The sequence below is a fragment of the Hydrogenophaga sp. T2 genome, from assembly GCF_049843535.1.
In the GTDB taxonomy this organism is placed as follows: domain Bacteria; phylum Pseudomonadota; class Gammaproteobacteria; order Burkholderiales; family Burkholderiaceae_C; genus Hydrogenophaga; species Hydrogenophaga crocea.
The window spans coordinates 95,390-112,050 of the sequence record NZ_JBBHZJ010000001.1; the positions used below are offsets into that span (position 1 = coordinate 95,390).

At 69.5% G+C, this 16,661-nt stretch carries 17 protein-coding genes; 1 reads left to right on the forward strand and 16 read right to left on the reverse strand.

The genetic code is table 11. From position 1 onward, the window contains the following. Nucleotides 1-11: 11 nt before the first annotated feature. From WDZ95_RS00425 to rpsB, 16 genes are all read right to left on the reverse strand, one after another. A complete protein-coding gene (locus WDZ95_RS00425) occupies nucleotides 12-779 on the reverse strand; it encodes a TrmH family RNA methyltransferase (RefSeq protein WP_425775794.1) in 768 nt (255 codons plus the stop codon). 61 nt (nucleotides 780-840) lie between these two features. Continuing rightward, on the reverse strand, nucleotides 841-1,467 hold the full coding sequence (rnhB, locus tag WDZ95_RS00430) for a ribonuclease HII (protein WP_425775795.1): 627 nt from the start codon (nucleotides 1,465-1,467) through the stop codon (nucleotides 841-843). Then, nucleotides 1,439-2,584, reverse strand: a complete 1,146-nt coding sequence (gene lpxB, locus WDZ95_RS00435) for a lipid-A-disaccharide synthase (RefSeq protein ID WP_425775796.1) — start codon at nucleotides 2,582-2,584, stop codon at nucleotides 1,439-1,441. The genes rnhB and lpxB overlap by 29 nt, the downstream gene beginning before the upstream one ends. An 8-nt stretch (nucleotides 2,585-2,592) precedes the next feature. Then, a complete protein-coding gene (lpxA, locus tag WDZ95_RS00440; RefSeq protein ID WP_425775797.1) occupies nucleotides 2,593-3,387 on the reverse strand; it encodes an acyl-ACP--UDP-N-acetylglucosamine O-acyltransferase in 795 nt (264 codons plus the stop codon). 17 nt (nucleotides 3,388-3,404) lie between these two features. Next, nucleotides 3,405-3,845 (reverse strand): 3-hydroxyacyl-ACP dehydratase FabZ, encoded by a 441-nt coding sequence (fabZ, locus tag WDZ95_RS00445; RefSeq protein ID WP_166231110.1) that lies wholly within the window; start codon nucleotides 3,843-3,845, stop codon nucleotides 3,405-3,407. Continuing rightward, entirely contained in the window at nucleotides 3,842-4,900 is a 1,059-nt protein-coding gene (gene lpxD / locus WDZ95_RS00450) for a UDP-3-O-(3-hydroxymyristoyl)glucosamine N-acyltransferase (protein WP_425775798.1), read from the reverse strand. The genes fabZ and lpxD overlap by 4 nt, the downstream gene beginning before the upstream one ends. Nucleotides 4,901-4,908: 8 nt before the next feature. After that, nucleotides 4,909-5,427 (reverse strand): OmpH family outer membrane protein, encoded by a 519-nt coding sequence (locus tag WDZ95_RS00455; RefSeq protein WP_425775799.1) that lies wholly within the window; start codon nucleotides 5,425-5,427, stop codon nucleotides 4,909-4,911. Then, nucleotides 5,427-7,748, reverse strand: coding sequence for an outer membrane protein assembly factor BamA (gene bamA / locus WDZ95_RS00460; RefSeq protein WP_166226840.1), 2,322 nt, complete (start codon nucleotides 7,746-7,748; stop codon nucleotides 5,427-5,429). The genes WDZ95_RS00455 and bamA overlap by 1 nt, the downstream gene beginning before the upstream one ends. A gap of 13 nt (nucleotides 7,749-7,761) precedes the next feature. Beyond that, complete coding sequence (gene rseP, locus WDZ95_RS00465) at nucleotides 7,762-9,144, reverse strand: RIP metalloprotease RseP (RefSeq protein ID WP_425775800.1); 1,383 nt, start codon at nucleotides 9,142-9,144, stop codon at nucleotides 7,762-7,764. 37 nt (nucleotides 9,145-9,181) lie between these two features. Continuing rightward, nucleotides 9,182-10,369: a 1-deoxy-D-xylulose-5-phosphate reductoisomerase gene (gene ispC, locus WDZ95_RS00470; RefSeq protein ID WP_425775801.1), complete on the reverse strand. Its 1,188-nt coding sequence runs from the start codon at nucleotides 10,367-10,369 to the stop codon at nucleotides 9,182-9,184. A gap of 5 nt (nucleotides 10,370-10,374) precedes the next feature. After that, entirely contained in the window at nucleotides 10,375-11,208 is an 834-nt protein-coding gene (locus WDZ95_RS00475; protein ID WP_425775802.1) for a phosphatidate cytidylyltransferase, read from the reverse strand. Further along, on the reverse strand, nucleotides 11,201-11,950 hold the full coding sequence (gene uppS, locus WDZ95_RS00480) for a polyprenyl diphosphate synthase (RefSeq protein ID WP_425775803.1): 750 nt from the start codon (nucleotides 11,948-11,950) through the stop codon (nucleotides 11,201-11,203). Before uppS ends, WDZ95_RS00475 begins: the two co-directional genes overlap by 8 nt. Nucleotides 11,951-11,975: 25 nt before the next feature. Continuing rightward, nucleotides 11,976-12,536: a ribosome recycling factor gene (frr, locus tag WDZ95_RS00485; RefSeq protein ID WP_166226845.1), complete on the reverse strand. Its 561-nt coding sequence runs from the start codon at nucleotides 12,534-12,536 to the stop codon at nucleotides 11,976-11,978. A gap of 28 nt (nucleotides 12,537-12,564) precedes the next feature. Beyond that, nucleotides 12,565-13,275, reverse strand: a complete 711-nt coding sequence (gene pyrH, locus WDZ95_RS00490) for a UMP kinase (RefSeq protein WP_166226846.1) — start codon at nucleotides 13,273-13,275, stop codon at nucleotides 12,565-12,567. Between the two features lie 147 nt (nucleotides 13,276-13,422). Beyond that, nucleotides 13,423-14,343 carry a translation elongation factor Ts gene (gene tsf / locus WDZ95_RS00495; protein ID WP_166226847.1) on the reverse strand — a complete coding sequence of 307 codons (921 nt, stop codon included), beginning with the start codon at nucleotides 14,341-14,343 and terminating at the stop codon, nucleotides 13,423-13,425. 109 nt (nucleotides 14,344-14,452) lie between these two features. Next, nucleotides 14,453-15,205, reverse strand: a complete 753-nt coding sequence (gene rpsB, locus WDZ95_RS00500; RefSeq protein ID WP_166226848.1) for a 30S ribosomal protein S2 — start codon at nucleotides 15,203-15,205, stop codon at nucleotides 14,453-14,455. 182 nt (nucleotides 15,206-15,387) lie between these two features. Here rpsB and WDZ95_RS00505 point away from each other — a divergent pair, with 182 nt between their 5' ends. Beyond that, nucleotides 15,388-16,641, forward strand: coding sequence for an NAD(P)/FAD-dependent oxidoreductase (locus tag WDZ95_RS00505; protein WP_425775804.1), 1,254 nt, complete (start codon nucleotides 15,388-15,390; stop codon nucleotides 16,639-16,641). Nucleotides 16,642-16,661 lie beyond the last annotated feature (20 nt).

Consider the following 16,661-nt stretch of genomic DNA (forward strand, 5'->3'; position numbering starts at 1 on the left):
AAACCGCGGAATTATAGCCGCGCGGATGCGCTGGCATGCAGGCAGATGGCCGCCGCGGCCGCCACGTTGAGCGATTCTTCGCCGCCGGGCTGCGCAATGCGCACGAAGGCGCTGGCGCGCTGCATCAGGGCCTCGCTCACGCCCTGCCCTTCGTGGCCCATGACCCAGGCGCAGGGCCAGGGCAGCGCGGCACGGTGCAGCCAGTCGCCCTGGTGCGAACTGGTGACCAGCAGCGGCACCTGCAGGGCCTGCAGCGCTTCGGCATCCAGGCCTTCGACCAGGCGCAACGCGAAGTGCGCGCCCATGCCGGCGCGCAGCACCTTGGGCGACCACAGCGCGGCCGTGCCCTTGAGCGCGAGCACCTGCGAAAAACCCAGCGCGGCCGCACTGCGCAGGATGGAGCCCACGTTGCCCGCGTCCTGCAGGCGGTCGAGCACCACCGACGGCGCCTGCGCATCGGGCGCGGCCACGGCCGGCAGGGTCCACACGAAGCCCATGCGCGGCGGCGAGTCGAGCGTGCTGATGCCGGCCATGAGCGCATCGGGCACACGCAGGTTGCGCGCGGCCGCGCCTTGCAGCGTGTCGTCGGCCTGGTCCCAGCCCGCGGCGGTGAACACGCCGAGCGCGGGGCGGCCGCCACGCGCCAGCAGCGCGCGGCACAGGTGATCGCCGTCGAGCCACACGCGGCCTTGTTCGCGGTAGGCGGTGTTGCCGTGCGCGAGCGCACGCAGCTGTTTGATCAGCGGGTTGTCGCGCGAGGCGATGTCCTGCGGGGTCACTGGTCTGCCCTCCGTGCGGCGCACTGCGGGGCTGAGCGCCTTGGGAGCGGCCCGGCGGCGCTCATGTCACGCGCTCCAGCGCCTGGGCCACGGGCGCGAACGAGCGCCGGTGCACGGGCAGTGGCCCGTGCTCGCGCAGGGCGGCCAGGTGCTGCGCCGTGCCGTAGCCCTTGTGGCGGTCGAAGCCGTACTGCGGGTGCTGCGCGTGCAGCTCGTCGAGCAGGCGGTCGCGCGTGACCTTGGCGAGGATGGACGCGGCCGAGATCGCCTGCACCTTGGCGTCGCCCTGCACGATGGCCTCGGCCACCACGTCGAGCGGTGGCAGGCGGTTGCCGTCGACCAGCACCTTGACGGGCCGCAGGCGCAGACCCTGCACCGCGCGCTGCATGGCGAGCATCGTGGCGTGCAGGATGTTGAGGCGGTCGATTTCGTCCACGCTGGCCTGGGCCACACTGCAGCACAGGGCCTTGGCGCGGATCTCGTCGAACAGCGCGTCGCGGCGCTTCGCGCTGAGTTGTTTGGAGTCGGCCAGGCCCTTGATCGGGTGCAGGTCGTCGAGGATCACCGCGGCCGCCACCACGGGCCCGGCCAGCGGGCCGCGGCCAGCCTCATCCACGCCGGCCACCAGGCCAGGCGCGTCCCACACCAGCGAGGCCTGCTCAGCCTTCAAGAAGCGTTTCGATCGCATCGGTGGCCAGGCGCGCGGTGTCGCGCCGCAAGGTGTGGTGCAGGTCGGTGAAGCGCGCGTGCACGGCCTGCATGCGCGAGGGGGCGTCGAGCCAGTCGCGCACGGCCTGCGCGAGCGCGGGGGCCTCGGCCTGTTCCTGCAGCAGCTCGGGCACCACGAAGTCCTGGCACAGGATGTTGGGCAGGCCGACCCAGGGCTGCAGGCGCTGACGGCGCATGATCTGCCACGACAGCCAGTTCATGTTGTAGGCGATCACCATGGGGCGCTTGAACAGCGCGGCCTCGAGCGTGGCGGTGCCGCTCGCGATCAGCGTGAGGTCGCAGGCCGCGAGCACGGTGTGCGACTGGCCGTTGACGATCTGCAGCGCATCGGCCATGCCGGCCTCGCGCGCGATGGCGTCGATGCGCTCGCGCAGCGCGGGCATCGCCGGCACAACGAAGCGCAGGCCCGGCCTTTCGCGCCGCAGCAGCGCGGCGGCATCGAAGAAGCGGCGCGCCAGGTACTGCACCTCGGACGCGCGGCTGCCCGGCAGGATCGCGAGCACCGTGTCGCCGTCATCGAGGCCCAGCGCGCGGCGCGCCGCGGCGCGGTCGGGCTCGAGCGGGATCACGTTGGCCAGCGGGTGGCCCACGTAGGTCGCGGCGATGCCGTGCTCGGCAAGCAGCGCGGGCTCGAAAGGAAAGATGCACAGCACGTGGTCGGCGCTGGCGCGGATTTTCTCGATGCGCTCGGGCCGCCAGGCCCAGATCGAAGGGCACACGAAGTGCGCGGTGCGCACGCCGGCGGCCTTGAGGTCGGCCTCGAGGCCGAGGTTGAAATCGGGCGCGTCGACGCCGATGAAGGCCGCGGGCCGCTCGCCTTGCAGCAGGCGGTCGCGCAGTTGCCGGCGGATGCCCACGATCTCGCGGTAGTGGCGCAGCACCTCGACATAGCCGCGCACCGCGAGCTTGTCGCTGGGCCACCAGGCGTCAAAGCCCTGCAGCGCCATCTGCGGGCCGCCGATGCCCACGGCCTGCAGATCGGGCCAGCGTTGGCGCAAGCCCCCGAGCAGCAGGCCCGCGAGCAGATCGCCGGAAGCCTCGCCCGCCACCATGGCCAAGCGCCCAGCCAGTGCCATGCGGCGCCTCAGCGAACGATGCCGCGCTGCGCCGATGCGCCTCGCAGGAAGCCGAGCATCATGTCCACGTCCTCGCCCGCGTCGGGCTTGTCGTGGCGCAGCCCGTCGATGCGACCGATGGCCTGCTCCAGCGTGAGGTCGTCTCGGTACAAGGCCTTGTGCATGGCCTTGACGGCGGCGATGCGCTCGGGCGAGAAGCCGCGGCGGCGCAGGCCTTCGAAGTTCATCGAGCGCGCGGCCGCGGGCTGGCCCTGGGCCATCACGAAGGGCGGCACATCGGCGAACAACAGCGAGCACATCGCCGTCATGGCGTGCGCACCGATGCGCACGAACTGGTGCACCACGGTGAAGCCACCGAGGATCACCCAGTCACCCACCTCGACGTGGCCCGCAAGCTGCGAGTTGTTCGCGAAGATGGTCTTGTTGCCCACCACGCAGTCGTGCGCGAGGTGCACGTAGGCCATGATCCAGTTGTCGTCGCCGACCCGGGTCACGCCGCGGTCGCCCGGCGAGCCGATGTTGAAGGTGCAGAACTCGCGCACCGTGTTGCGGTCGCCGATGATCAGTTCGCAGGGCTCGCCCGCGTACTTCTTGTCTTGCGGGATCGCGCCCAGCGAGTTGAACTGGAAGATGCGGTTGTCGCGCCCGATCGTGGTGTGGCCCTCGATCACGCAGTGCGCGCCGACCGTGGTGCCGGCACCGATCTTCACGTGCGGACCGATGACGGTGTAAGGCCCGACCTCGACCGAGCTGTCGAGCTCGGCCGCGGGATCGATCACCGCCGTGGGATGGATGCGCGTCATGCCCTCACCCCGCGACGTCAGGCGATGGTGCGCATGGTGCACATGAGCTCGGCCTCGCAGGCCACCTCATCGCCCACGCGCGTGACGCCCTTGAACTTGTAGATGCTGGCCTTGGCGCGCTCGAGGGTCACGTCCATCACGAGCTGGTCGCCGGGTTCCACGGGGCGCTTGAAGCGCGCGCCGTCGATGCCCGCGAAGTAATAGACGGTTTTGTCGTCGGGGGCCACGCCCAGGGTGTGGAAGGTCAGCAGCGCGGCCGCCTGGGCCATGGCTTCGAGCATCAGCACGCCCGGCATCACGGGGCGGTGCGGGAAATGGCCCGTGAAGAAGGGCTCGTTGATGGTGACGTTCTTGAGCGCCTGGATGCGCTGCCCTTTTTCGACCGACAGCACGCGGTCGACCAGCAGGATGGGGTAACGGTGGGGCAGGAGTTTGAGGATCTGGTGGATGTCCATCAGGCGTCGTCCGGTTTCTTGTTCGGCTGGGCCTGCGCAAGGGCTTGTTCCACGGCCTTGAGCCGTTCGCGCAGGCGGTTGAGCTGCTTGAGGGAGGCAGCGTTCTTTTCCCAGGCCGCATTGTCGTCGATGGGAAACATACCGGTGTATTGACCGGGCTGGAGCAGCGAGCGCGTGACCACCGACGCGGCCGACACGTGCACGCCGTCGGCCAGTCGGAGGTGGCCCAGCACGATGGCGCCGCCGCCCACGGTGCAATGCGCGCCGATGTCGGCGCTGCCCGCCACGCCCGCGTTGCCGGCCATGGCGGTGTGCGCGCCCACGCGCACGTTGTGGCCGATCTGGACCAGGTTGTCGAGCTTCACCCCGTCTTCGATCACGGTGTCGTCGAGCGCGCCGCGGTCGATGCAGGTGTTGGCGCCGATCTCCACGTCATCGCCGATGCGCACCGCGCCGAGCTGCTCGATCTTGATCCAGCGCCCCTGGTGCGGCGCGAAGCCGAAGCCGTCGGCGCCGATCACGGCACCGCTGTGCACGATGCCCCGCGCCCCGATATGGCAGCGCTCGCCCAGCGTGACGCGCGGGTACAGCACGGTGCCCTCGCCCACCCGGGCATCGCGGCCGATCACGCAGTGCGCACCGATGCGCGCGCCCGCGCCGATGCGGGCGCCGGCCTCGATGACCGCGCAAGGCCCGACGTCCACGCCCTCGCCCAGCACGGCCGACGGGTCGATGACCGCCGTGGGGTGGATGCGGGCGGGCGGCAGCGGGTCATGGCGCGCACGCCACCACTGGGTGAGACGGGCGAAATAGAGGTAGGCATCGTCGGTGACGATGCAGGCGCCGCGCGCCTGGGCCTGGGCCTGCAGCGCGGGCGGCACGATCAGCACGCCGGCGCGCGTGCTCGCGATGCGCGAGGCGTAACGGGCCTGGGCCACGAAGGCGATGTCGCCGGGCCCGGCGGTGTCGAGCGGCGCGGGCCGTTCGATGCCCAGCCCGGCATCGCCGATCCCCTGGCCGCCGAGGGCCTCGACGATGGCACCCAGCGTGGCGGCCACGGGCGTGCTTACTTGCTGCTGTCGAGCTGGGACATCACGCGGTCGGTGATGTCCACCCGGGGGTTGACGTAGTACGCCTCGTTCACGATCAGGTCGTACTTCTCGGCCTCGGCGATGGTGCGGATCACGCGGTTGAGCTTTTCGATGACCTGCTGCAGGGCCTCGTTGCGGCGCAGGTTGAGCTCTTCCTGGAAGTCGCGCTGGCGGCGCTGCAGGTCGCGCTCCTGCTCGACCAGCTGGCGCTGGCGGCTGTTGCGCTGGGCTTCGGGCAGCGTGGGGGCTTCGCGGTCGAAACGCTCGGCCGCCTGGCGCAGCTGGTCGGCCGAAGAACGCAGGTCACGTTCGCGCTTGGAGAAGTCCTGCTCGAGCTTGGTGGACACCGCCTTGGCGGTGTTGGAGTCGCGCAGGATGCGCTCCACGTTGACGGCGCCGATCTTGGTGTCTTGCGCACCAGCGCCCACCATGGCGAGCGCCAGGGCCGCGGCAACGGCAACGCGGCGATCGAACAGGCGGTTCAAGGTCTTCATCAAAACGAGGTTCCGATCTGAAACTGGAATCGCTGGATTCTATCCCCGTCGAATTTCCGAACGGGATTGGCGAAAGCGATCCGCAATGGGCCGATCGGCGACAGCCAGCTCACGCCAATACCCGCCGATGCACGCAGGGAGGAGAAATCCATGCGTTCGTTCTCGCCGTAGATGTTGCCAATGTCAAAGAATCCGAACAATCGCAACGAGCGGTCATTGCCGGCGCCCGGGAACGGCATGATGAATTCGGTGTTGAGCGCAATCGAGCGGTTGCCGCCGATGTTGATGACCGAGCCGGTGGTGGAATTGAGCACCGGCGAGGTCGGGCCCAGGGTGCCGCCTTCGAAGCCGCGCACCGAACCCAGGCCGCCGCCGAAGAAGTTCTTGAACACCGGGTACGGGCGGCCATTGAGGCCCTTGCCGTAGCCGAGCTCGGTGTTGAACGCCAGCGTGTACTGGTGCGAGAGCGGGATGTACTGCTGGAACTGGTAGTTGGTCTTGAAGTAGCGCGCGTCGCCTGAAAGGCTGACCTCGGCATTGACGCGCTGCAGCCGGCCGCGCGTGGGCACCAGGGCGCTGTCGCGGCTGTCGCGCGTCCAGCCGAGCGTGAGCGGCAGCGTGTTGCTGGTGGCGCCGAAGGTGTTGGAGTAGTCCTGGTAGGCCTGCGGCAGGAAGGCGCCCGGCTCGATGGTGGTCTGTTCGACACCCGCGCCGAAGAACACCGTGTCCATCTCGGTGAACGGCACGCCGAAGCGCACCGCCAAGCCCTTGGTGACCAGGCGGTAGTCGCCTTCGATCTGGTTCTGGTACGGGCGGCGCGTGCGGTAGTAACCGTCGAAACTGCGCGACACGCCGTCGGGCGTGAAGTACGGATTGGTGGTGCTCAGCACCAGCTGGCGGTTGAACTTGCTGGTGTTGATGTTCAGGCCGAGGTAGTTGCCCGAGCCGAACACGTTCTCCTGCGTGATGCCGGCGATGAGCGACAGCTTTTCTTCCTGCGAGTAGCCCGCGCCCAGCGTGAGGTTGCCGGTGGGCTTTTCGGTCACGTTGACGACCAGGTCGACCTGGTCGGGCGAGCCGGCCACGGGCTCGGTCTGCAGGTTGACCTCGGTGAAGAAGCCCAGGCGGTCGACGCGGTCGCGCGAGAGCTTGATGCGGTCGGCGTCGTACCAGGCCGATTCGAACTGGCGGAACTCGCGGCGGATGACTTCGTCGCGCGTGCGGTTGTTGCCCTCGACGCTGATGCGTCGCACGTACACGCGGCGCTGCGGCGTGGCGCGCAGCATGAAGGCCACGCGCTTGTTGGCGCGGTCGATGTCGGGCGTGGCCTCGACCTGGGCGAAGGCGTAGCCAAAGGCACCGAAGTACTCGGTGAAGGCCTTGACGGTGTCGTTGACGTCTTCGACGTTGTAGGCCTCGCCGGGCTTGAGGGTGACCAGGGTCTTGAACTCTTCCTCGCGGCCCAGGTAGTCACCCTGCAGGCCCACGGACGAGACCACGTAGCGGTCACCCTCGGTGACGTTGATCGTGACCGACATGTCCTGCTTGTCGGGCGAGATCGCCACCTGGGTCGAATCGACGCGGAAGTCGATGAAGCCGCGCGTGAGGTAGTACGAGCGCAGCTTCTCGATGTCGGCGTTGAGCTTGGCGCGCGAGTAGCGGTCGCTCTTGGTGTACCAGCTGAGCCAGTTGCCGGTGTTCAGGTCGAACAGGCCGCGCAGCGTGGACTCCGAGAACGCCTGGTTGCCGACGATGCGGATTTCCTTGATCTTCGCGATCTCGCCCTCGGTCACGCTGAAGTTCAGGTTGACGCGGTTGCGCTCGGACGGCGTGACGGTGGTGACGACCTCGGCGGCGTAGAAGCTGCGGTTGATGTACTGGCGCTTGAGCTCCTGCTCGGCGCGGTCGGCCAGGGCCTTGTCGTACGGCCGGCCTTCGGTGAGACCGATGTCGCGCAGCACGTTCTTGAGCACGTCGTCGCCGAACTCCTTGATGCCGGAGAAGCTCACGCCGGCCACGGTGGGCCGCTCTTCGACGATCACCACCAGCACGTCGCCGTTGATCTGCAGGCGCACGTCGCTGAACAGACCGAGGCCGAACAGCGCGCGAATGGCCGAACTGCCCTTGTCGTCGTCGTAGCGGTCGCCGATGCGAAACGGCAGCGAGGCGAACACCGTGCCGGGCTCGACGCGCTGGAGGCCTTCGACACGGATGTCGCGCAGGGTGAAGGGATCGACCGCCCATGCCGGCAGGGCGGCAAGCAGGGCCATCGCGAGCGCAGACAAACTCAGGCCGCGAAGACCGTGTTTCTGTGATTTCATGCGAAGGATTGGATCAGCCGGCGAGGCGGGCGACATCGTTGAACAGGGCGACAGACATGAGTGCCATGAGCACCACCACACCCCCACGCTGCAGGCGCTCCATCCAGGCCTCGGACACAGGGCGGCCGGTGAGCGACTCCCAAAGATAATACATCAGGTGCCCTCCATCGAGGACCGGCAGCGGCAGCAGGTTGAGCACCCCCAGACTCACGCTGATGAGCGCGAGAAAACCCAGGTAGGCGCTGATGCCGAGGCTGGCCGACTTGCCCGCGTAGTCGGCGATGGTGAGCGGGCCGCTGAGGTTGCTCAGCGAGGCTTCCCCGATGAGCATGCGGCCCATCATCTTGAGCGTGAGCCACGACACTTCCCAGGTCTTGACGACCCCGCGCCACAGGCCGTCGAGCGGGCCATGGTGCACGGTGGTCATGGCCGGTGCGTCGCCCACATAGGCCTCCACGCGCGCGATCCAGCGCCCGTCGCGCTGCTGCGGCCGCGGCGTCACGTCGATCGAGAGCACCTGCCCCGCGCGCTCCACGTCCCAGCGCTGCGTGACGGGCTGGCCCTGCGGGCCCACCGCGTCGCGGATGCGCTGGCGCAGCGCCTGGCCGTCGAGCACCTCGCGGCCGTCGACGCGACGCACCAGATCGCCGTCCTGCAAGCCCGCGGCCTGGGCCGCGCCCCCGTCCATCACCTGCCCCACGCGCGGCGCGGTGTAGGGCGACAGCAGACCGATGCGGCGAAACAGCGCGGCGTCGGCCTCGCGCACGTCGAGTCCGGACAGGGGCAGCAGACGCGGCTGGGCGGCGCCATCGGGCTGGCGGGCCACCCACAGCACCAGGTCGCGCCCATCGAGCGCGGCCTGGGTGATGCGCCAGCGCAGGTCCTCGAACGACACCACGGCATCGGCGCTGCTCTCGCCACCCTCGCCGCCCTCGGCTTCACCCGCGCGCAGCACCCAGTCGCCGGCGCGCAGGCCGGCGCGCTCGGCCAGCGAGCCCGCCACAGGCGTGGACAGCACGGGCTGGGGCTCTTGCACGCCGGCCCAGTTCAGGCCCGCGTAGATGGCCACGGCCAGCAGCAGGTTGGCCAGCGGCCCCGCGGCCACGATGGCGGCGCGCGAGCGCAGCGGCTGGGTGTTGAACGCCAGGTGGCGCTCGGCCGGGTCGACCGGCGCTTCGCGCTCGTCGAGCATGCGCACATAGCCACCCAGCGGCAGCGCGCACACCACGAACTCGGTGGGCTTGCCGGGCCGGTGCCAGCGCAGGATGGGCTTGCCGAAGCCCACCGAGAAGCGCAGCACCTTGACGCCGCAGGCCACTGCGACGCGGTAGTGGCCGTACTCGTGGATGGCGATCAGCAGGCCGAGCGCGACGATGAAGGCAATGACGGTGAGCATGCGAAGCCTGTGCGGAGGGGGGCCGAGGGCCTGACGCTCAGGCCTGCCAGCGCTGGATCACGTGGCGCGCGCGGACGCGGGCCTGTTCGTCGAGCGACAGCAGATCATCGAGCGAACCCGGCTTGGACGGAAGCACGTCCTGCAAAGTTTCCGCGTTGACGGCGTGGATGCGGTCGAAGCGCAGCCGCCCGTCGAGGAAGGCGGCCACGGCCTCTTCGTTGGCGGCGTTGAGCACGGCCGTGGTGCCCGACGGCGCGCGCAGCGCGGCCCAGGCGAGCGGCAGGCCGGGGAAGCGCCGCGCGTCGGCGGCCTCGAAGGTGAGCGCGCCCAGGGCGAGGAAATCGAGCGGCGCCGCGCCCGAGGCGATGCGCTCGGGCCAGGCCAGCCCGTAGGCGATGGGCACGCGCATGTCGGGCGTGCCGAGCTGCGCCACCACCGAGCCGTCGCGGTACTGCACCATGGAGTGCACCACGCTTTGCGGGTGGATCACCACCTCGATGCGCTCGGGCGGCAGGCCGAACAGGTAGCGCGCCTCGATCACCTCGAGCGCCTTGTTCATCATGGTCGCCGAGTCGACCGAGATCTTGCGGCCCATGACCCAGTTCGGGTGGGCGCAAGCCTGCTCGGGCGTGACGTTGGCCAAGGTGTCGGGATCGCGCGTGCGGAACGGACCGCCCGAGGCGGTGAGCACGATTTTGTCGACGCGGCGCTCCCAGGTGGACGCATCGTCGGGCAGCGACTGGAACACCGCGGAGTGCTCGCTGTCGATCGGCAGCAGCGTGGCGCCGCCGCTTCGCACGGCCTCGAGGAACAGCTCGCCGCCCACCACCAGCGCTTCCTTGTTGGCCAGCAGCAGCTTCTTGCCGGCGCGCGCCGCGGCCAGGCTTGGGGCCAGACCAGCCGCCCCCACGATGGCCGCCATCACGGCGTCGACCTCGGGCGCCTCGCTCACGGCGCACAGCGCCTGCGGGCCGTCGAGCACCTCGGTGGCCAGGCCCGCCTCGCGCACGCGCGCGCGCAGCGCGGCGGCGCTGTCGCGGTCCACCATCACCGCATAACGCGGCCGGTGGCGCCGGCACTGCTCGAACAGTGTGTCGACCTGGCGCGCCGCGGTGAGCGCGAACACGCGGTAACGCTCGGGGTGGCGGGCCACCACGTCGAGCGTGTTCTGGCCGATCGAGCCCGTGGCACCGAGCACGGTGAGGGATTGCACGGAAGAAGACATGGGGATCAGAAGGTGACCAGCATCATGGCCAGTGGCAGCACCGGCAGCAGCGCGTCCACGCGGTCGAGCACACCGCCGTGGCCGGGCAGCAGCTGGCTCGAATCCTTGACGCCCGCGGCGCGTTTGACCAGCGATTCGATCAGGTCGCCGCACACGCTCATGGCGCACAGGCCGGCCAGCGCCGGCACCGCCACCCAGGGCCCGAGGTGCCAGAGGTAGGCGTACAGGTGATCGGGCGAGGTCCAGCCGGTGCGCGTGAGCCACAGCCACACGCCCGCCAGCACGAAGACACCGATCAGGCCGCTGACGGCGCCCTCCCAGCTCTTGCCGGGGCTGATCGCGGGTGCAAGCTTGCGGCGGCCGAAACGTTTGCCGCCGAAGTAGGCCGCGATGTCGGCCATCCACACGAGCAACAGCACCGAGAGCAGAAAACCCAGCCCGAGGATGCGCGCCTGCACCAGCGCCAGCCAGGCGCAGGCGATCAGCAGCAGGCCCAGCCACAGGCGCAGCAGCTGAGGCCAGCGGCCGTAGGCCTCGACCCCGCGGCGCAGCATGATCGCAGCGAGCACCACCCAGACCACGGCCACCGCGGCCCAGAGCTCGCGCCAGGAACGCTCCACCCCGCCCAGCAGCCAGAAGACCAGCAGGGCCACGGCCAGGGCGAGGCCGGCGGCCACCGAGCGCGTGGGACCGCAGCCGTTGATGCGCGCCCATTCCCAGCCCGCGGCCGCGATCAGCACCAGCGTGAAGGCGCCGAAGGGTTCGATGGCGGGGTAGAACAGAACCGGCAGGAAGACCGCAAGCAGCAGCAGCGCGGTGATGATGCGCTGCTTAAGCATGCCGGGCTTCGGCGTCGTGCGCCGGTGCGGACTGGGCGCGCTGCTCGGAGGTCTGTCCGAAGCGGCGCTCGCGGCGCGCGAAGGCGGCCAGGGCCAGGTCCAGTTGTTCGGCGTCGAAGTCGGGCCAGAGGCAGTCGGTGAACACGAGTTCGCTGTAGGCGGCCTGCCAGAGCAGGAAGTTGCTGATGCGCTGTTCGCCGCCGGTGCGGATCAGCAGGTCGGGGTCGGGCACGTGGGCCAACGCCGTGGCGCGCGACAGGCTCTCTTCGGTGATGGGCTCGCCGCGCGCAGCCAGGCGCTGCGCGGCCTGGACCATGTCCCAGCGGCCGCCGTAGTTGAAGCAGACGTTGAGCACCAGGCGGCTCTGCGCCGCCGTGGCCTGCTCGGCCGCTTCGAGGTTGCGCACCAGCTTGTCGGACAGGCGCGAGCGGTCGCCAGGGAAATACAGGCGCACGCCGCTCTCGATCAGCCGCGGCACCTCGCGGCCCAGGGCCAGGCCCAGCAGGTCCATGAGGCCTCTCACCTCTTCCTGGGGGCGGTTCCAGTTCTCGGACGAGAACGCGAACACCGTGAGCACGCGGATGCCGCGCTCCACACAGGCCTGCACGATGGCGCGCAGCGCATCCACGCCCTGCTTGTGGCCAGCCACGCGCGGCAGCCAGCGCTTCTGCGCCCAACGGCCATTGCCATCCATCACGATCGCGACGTGGTGGGGCAGCAAAGGGGTGGGCGGGTTGTGCATGCGCAGGCTCGCGGGTGAAGCGGCCTCAGACGGCCATGATGTCCTGCTCTTTGGCAGCCACGAGGCGGTCCACCTCGCTGATCATGCGGTCGGTCAGCTTCTGGATGTCGTCCTGGGCACGGCGCTCGTCGTCCTCGGAAGCGGTCTTGTCTTTCACGAGCTTCTTGACCGCCTCGTTGGCATCGCGCCGCAGGTTGCGGATCGCCACCTTGGCGGCCTCGCCTTCGCCCTTGACCACCTTGGTGAGCTCCTTGCGGCGCTCTTCGGTCATGGGCGGCATGGGCACGCGGATCAGGTCGCCCTGCGAGGCGGGATTGAGGCCGAGGTCGGACTCGCGGATGGCCTTTTCGATCTTCGCGCCCATGCCCTTTTCCCAGGGCGCCACACCGATGGTGCGGGCGTCGAGCAGCGAGAGGTTGGCCACCTGCGACAGCGGCAGCATGGAGCCGTAGTACTCCACGTGCACGGTGTCGAGCAGCGCCGGGTTGGCGCGGCCGGTGCGCACGCGCGTGAGGCTGTTCTTGAACGCCTCGATGGACTGCTGCATCTTGTGCTCGGCGGTGGTGCGGATGTCGGCGATGGTCATGCGGTCTCCTGGTGGCGCGAACGGGGCGTCAGACGTGGACGAGCGTGCCTTCGTCGGCACCCATGACCACGTTGCGCAGCGCGCCGGATTTGAAGATGGAAAACACCCTGACGGGCAGCTTCTGGTCGCGGCACAGGGCGAACGCGGTGGCGTCCATCACCTGCAGGTTCTTGACCATGGCTTCGTCGAAGGAAATCGAGGTGTAGCGCGTGGCCGACGGATCCTTGTTGGGATCGGCGGTGTACACGCCGTCGACCTTGGTGGCCTTGAGCACCACCTCGGCGCCGATTTCGGCGCCGCGCAGCGCGGCCGCGGTGTCGGTGGTGAAGAAGGGGTTGCCCGTGCCCGCGGCGAACACCACGACCTTGCCCTCTTCGAGGTACTGCAGGGCCTTGGGCCGCACATAGGGCTCCACGACCTGTTCGATGCCGATGGCCGACATCACGCGGGCCACCAGGCCGGCCTTGTTCATGGTGTCGGCCAGCGCCAGCGAGTTCATCACCGTGGCCAGCATGCCCATGTAGTCGGCGGTGGCGCGGTCCATGCCGACCGAGCCGCCCGCGACGCCGCGGAAGATGTTGCCGCCACCGATCACGATGGCCACCTGCACGCCCAGGCGGGTCACGTCGGCGATTTCATCGACGATGCGCACGATGGTGGCGCGGTTGATGCCGAAGGCGTCGTCGCCCATCAGGGCTTCGCCCGAGAGCTTGAGCAGGATCCGTTGGTAGGCGGGCATGGGGGGCTTTCAGGATCGGTACGCGTGCGCGCTCAGCCGCGAAGTGTAGCGGCGCGCGAACCGGGATCGGACAGGGGTTCAGGTGCGTAACAGACGCACACAAGACAACGGGCCTTGCGGCCCGTCGTGTCTGGAAGCAGGGAGCGCTCAGGCACCCTTGGCGGCGGCGACCTGGGCCGCCACCTCGGCGGCGAAGTCGTCCACCTTCTTTTCGATGCCCTCGCCCACCACGAACAGGGTGAAGGATTTCACCGTGGTGTTGGCGGCCTTGAGCATCTGCTCGACGGTCTGCTTGTCGTTCTTCACGAAGGGCTGGTTGAACAGCGACACTTCCTTGAGGTACTTCTGCACCGCACCGTCGATGCGCTTGGCCACGATCTCGGCGCTCTGGGCCGGCTTGCCGGCGGCCACGAGTTCCTTGTTGGCTTCGTCGGCCTTGGCGGTGGCCACCGAGCGCTCGCGCTCGATGAACTCGGCGGGCACGTCGGCGCTGGTCAGCGACACGGGCTTCATGGCGGCCACGTGCATGGCCACGTCCTTGGCGGCGGTTTCGTCGCCCTCGTACTCCACGATCACGCCGATGCGCGTGCCGTGCAGGTAGCTCGCGAGCTTGGACGCGCCGCTGTAGTACTTGAAGCGGCGGAACGACATGTTCTCGCCGATCTTGCCGATCAGGCCCTTGCGCACGTCTTCGAGCGTCGGGCCGAAGCCGTCCTGGCTGTAGGGCAGCGCGCCCAGGGCCGCGATGTCGGCCGGGTTGTGCTGGGCGATCAGCTGGGCGCCGGCGTTGGCCAGGGCCAGGAAGCTGTCGTTCTTGGTGACGAAGTCGGTTTCGCAGTTGACTTCGAGCAGGGCGCCGGTGTTGCCCTGGATCGAGGCGGCCACCACGCCTTCGGCGGTGACGCGGCTGGCGGCCTTGCCGGCCTTGGTGCCGAGCTTGACGCGCAGCAGCTCCTCGGCCTTGGCCATGTCGCCATCGGCCTCGGTCAGTGCCTTCTTGCACTCCATCATGGGCGCGTCGGTCTTGGCGCGCAGTTCGGCGACCATGCTTGCGGTGATTGTTGCCATGGTGAATCTCCTGGAATCGGGCGCCTCACGGGGCGCCGCGTGATGAATGTTCGAACCTGGGTGTGAAAAGGGGGCTACACGAGCCCCCGATTCCGCGAGCGCAGAGCGATCAGGCCTGGTCTTCCGACACTTCGACGAATTCGTCGCCACCTTCGGCGGCTGCGGCCTTGACCACGTCGGACACGGCGTTCGCACGGCCTTCGAGCACGGCGTCGGCGATGCCGCGGGCGTACAGCGCCACGGCGCGGGCCGAGTCGTCGTTGCCGGGGATCACGTAGTCGATGCCTTCAGGCGAGTGGTTGGTATCAACCACGCCCACGAGCGGAATGCCCAGCTTCTGCGCTTCGAGCACGGCGATCTTGTGGAAGCCCACGTCGATCACGAAGATGGCATCGGGCAGCGCGGTCATGTCCTGGATGCCGCCGATGTCCTTCTCGAGCTTTTCCATTTCGCGGTTGAACATGAGCTGTTCTTTCTTGCTCATGCTGTCCAGGCCGGCTTCCTTCTGGGCCTGCATGTCTTTGAGGCGCTTGATGGAGGTCTTGACCGTCTTGAAGTTGGTCAGCATGCCGCCGAGCCAGCGCTGGTCGACGTAGGGCACGCCGGCACGGCGGGCTTCCTGCACCACGATGTCGCGCGACTGGCGCTTGGTGCCCACGATCAGCAGCGTGCCGCGGTTGGCCGACAGCTGGCGCACGAACTTCTGCGCTTCGTGGAACAGGGGCAGCGTCTTCTCGAGGTTGACGATGTGGATTTTGTTGCGGTGCCCGAAGATGTACGGCGCCATCTTGGGGTTCCAGAAGCGGGTCTGGTGGCCGAAGTGGACACCGGCTTCCAGCATTTCGCGCATGGAGATCGACATGAGATTTCTTTCCAGAGGTTAGGTCTAAAATCCGGCCCCGATTGCCCCGTAGAACAGAACAACACCCGGTTGGGCCGGTTTGCGATTGACTCTGCAAGGTCAAGGCCCGAAAAGGCGCTGTGACAGGTGCAAAGCCTGTCGATTATACATCGCGCACCCGCCCCCTCCTCTGCCTCCACTTCATGAAGATCGCCATCGTGGGCGCCGGCGTCAACGGCCTCGCCACTGCCCATGAGTTGCTGCTCGCCGGACACCAGGTGACCGTGTACGAGCGCCGCGCCACCGCCGCCGAAGAAGGCAGCTTCGCCCCCGCGGGCCTGCTGCACCCGGCCTGGGCCCTGGCCTGGGCCCAGCCCCAGCCCCGCCTGCTGCCCTCGTGGTCGGCTGCCGGCCCGGGCCTGCGTTGGCGCAGTGGCGCCCGCCTCGGGGTCTGGGCCTGGTGGCGCCGCTGGCGCCACGCGCAACGCGCCCGTGCCGCCGAAGCGCAGGCGGCGTTGATCGACCTGCTCGCCATGGGCGAGGAGCGTCAGGCGGCGCTCACGGCCGAACTCGACCTCGACCACGACCGCAGCGACGGCCTGTTGGTGCTGGCCCGCGACGAGCGCGAGTTCGCGCGCGCGGTGGCCGCGGCCCGGGCCTTGAACGAACTCGGCGTGGCCGCGCGCCAGCGCAGCGCCGACGAGGCACGTGCACTGGAGCCGGCGCTCAACCCCGCCGCCCCGCTGGCCGGGGCGATCGAACTGCCGGGCCCGGCGGTCGCGAACTGCCGCGAATGGACCCTGCTGATGCGGCAGGCGCTGCTCAAGGCCGGCGGCCAGTTCGTGGCGCGGCAGGCCGTGCTGGCGGTGCGGCCCCAGGCCGGCGGCGTGGAGCTGACGCTGGGTGACGGCGCCTGCGAGCGCCACGACGCGGTGGTGCTGTGCGCGGGGCTCGACGCCCCCACCCTGCTGCGCGGCCTGGGCCTGCCCACGCCGTTCGCCACCTGGTGGTCGCATTCGCTCAGCGCGCCCATGCGCGAGCCGGTCGATGCGCCGCTGTCGGGCGTGCTGGACCTGCACACCGGCGTGGCCGTGACGCGCCTCGGCCAGCGCCTGCGCGCCAGCGGCGGCTGGGACCTGGGCGGCGCGCCCGGGCCCGCGACCAAGCCCGAGATCGCGCGCCTGGCCGACGGCCTGTCGCACTGGTTCCCCGCCGCGGCGCGCTGGGCGGGTTCGCCGTCGGCGCTGCAGTCGTGGCGCGGCGCCACGCTGGTCGCGGCGGACGGCCTGCCGCTGCTGGGCGAAAGCCGCGTGCCCGGCGTCTGGCTCAACCTGGCCCACGGCCCCATGGGCTGGGCGCTGGCCTGCGGCGCCGCCCACCGCCTCACGCAGGCCCTCACGCTCGGCGATCCCTCCACGATCGTCCAGGCGCTGCGCCCGGCACGCCTCGGTCTTTGAGCGCGGCGTGGTGAAATCCG

What these genes read in the sequence shown, in the direction of transcription:
- pyrH (WP_166226846.1), bottom strand. Translation starts at nt 13,275, where the DNA reads ATGCCCGCCTACCAACGGATCCTGCTCAAGCTCTCGGGCGAAGCCCTG.
- rnhB (WP_425775795.1), bottom strand. Translation starts at nt 1,467, where the DNA reads ATGCGATCGAAACGCTTCTTGAAGGCTGAGCAGGCCTCGCTGGTGTGG.
- lpxA (WP_425775797.1), bottom strand. Translation starts at nt 3,387, where the DNA reads ATGACGCGCATCCATCCCACGGCGGTGATCGATCCCGCGGCCGAGCTC.
- rpsB (WP_166226848.1), bottom strand. Translation starts at nt 15,205, where the DNA reads ATGTCGATCTCCATGCGCGAAATGCTGGAAGCCGGTGTCCACTTCGGC.
- WDZ95_RS00475 (WP_425775802.1), bottom strand. Translation starts at nt 11,208, where the DNA reads ATGCTTAAGCAGCGCATCATCACCGCGCTGCTGCTGCTTGCGGTCTTC.
- lpxB (WP_425775796.1), bottom strand. Translation starts at nt 2,584, where the DNA reads ATGGCACTGGCTGGGCGCTTGGCCATGGTGGCGGGCGAGGCTTCCGGC.
- tsf (WP_166226847.1), bottom strand. Translation starts at nt 14,343, where the DNA reads ATGGCAACAATCACCGCAAGCATGGTCGCCGAACTGCGCGCCAAGACC.
- bamA (WP_166226840.1), bottom strand. Translation starts at nt 7,748, where the DNA reads ATGAAATCACAGAAACACGGTCTTCGCGGCCTGAGTTTGTCTGCGCTC.
- uppS (WP_425775803.1), bottom strand. Translation starts at nt 11,950, where the DNA reads ATGCACAACCCGCCCACCCCTTTGCTGCCCCACCACGTCGCGATCGTG.
- WDZ95_RS00455 (WP_425775799.1), bottom strand. Translation starts at nt 5,427, where the DNA reads ATGAAGACCTTGAACCGCCTGTTCGATCGCCGCGTTGCCGTTGCCGCG.
- WDZ95_RS00505 (WP_425775804.1), top strand. Translation starts at nt 15,388, where the DNA reads ATGAAGATCGCCATCGTGGGCGCCGGCGTCAACGGCCTCGCCACTGCC.
- ispC (WP_425775801.1), bottom strand. Translation starts at nt 10,369, where the DNA reads ATGTCTTCTTCCGTGCAATCCCTCACCGTGCTCGGTGCCACGGGCTCG.
- rseP (WP_425775800.1), bottom strand. Translation starts at nt 9,144, where the DNA reads ATGCTCACCGTCATTGCCTTCATCGTCGCGCTCGGCCTGCTGATCGCC.
- frr (WP_166226845.1), bottom strand. Translation starts at nt 12,536, where the DNA reads ATGACCATCGCCGACATCCGCACCACCGCCGAGCACAAGATGCAGCAG.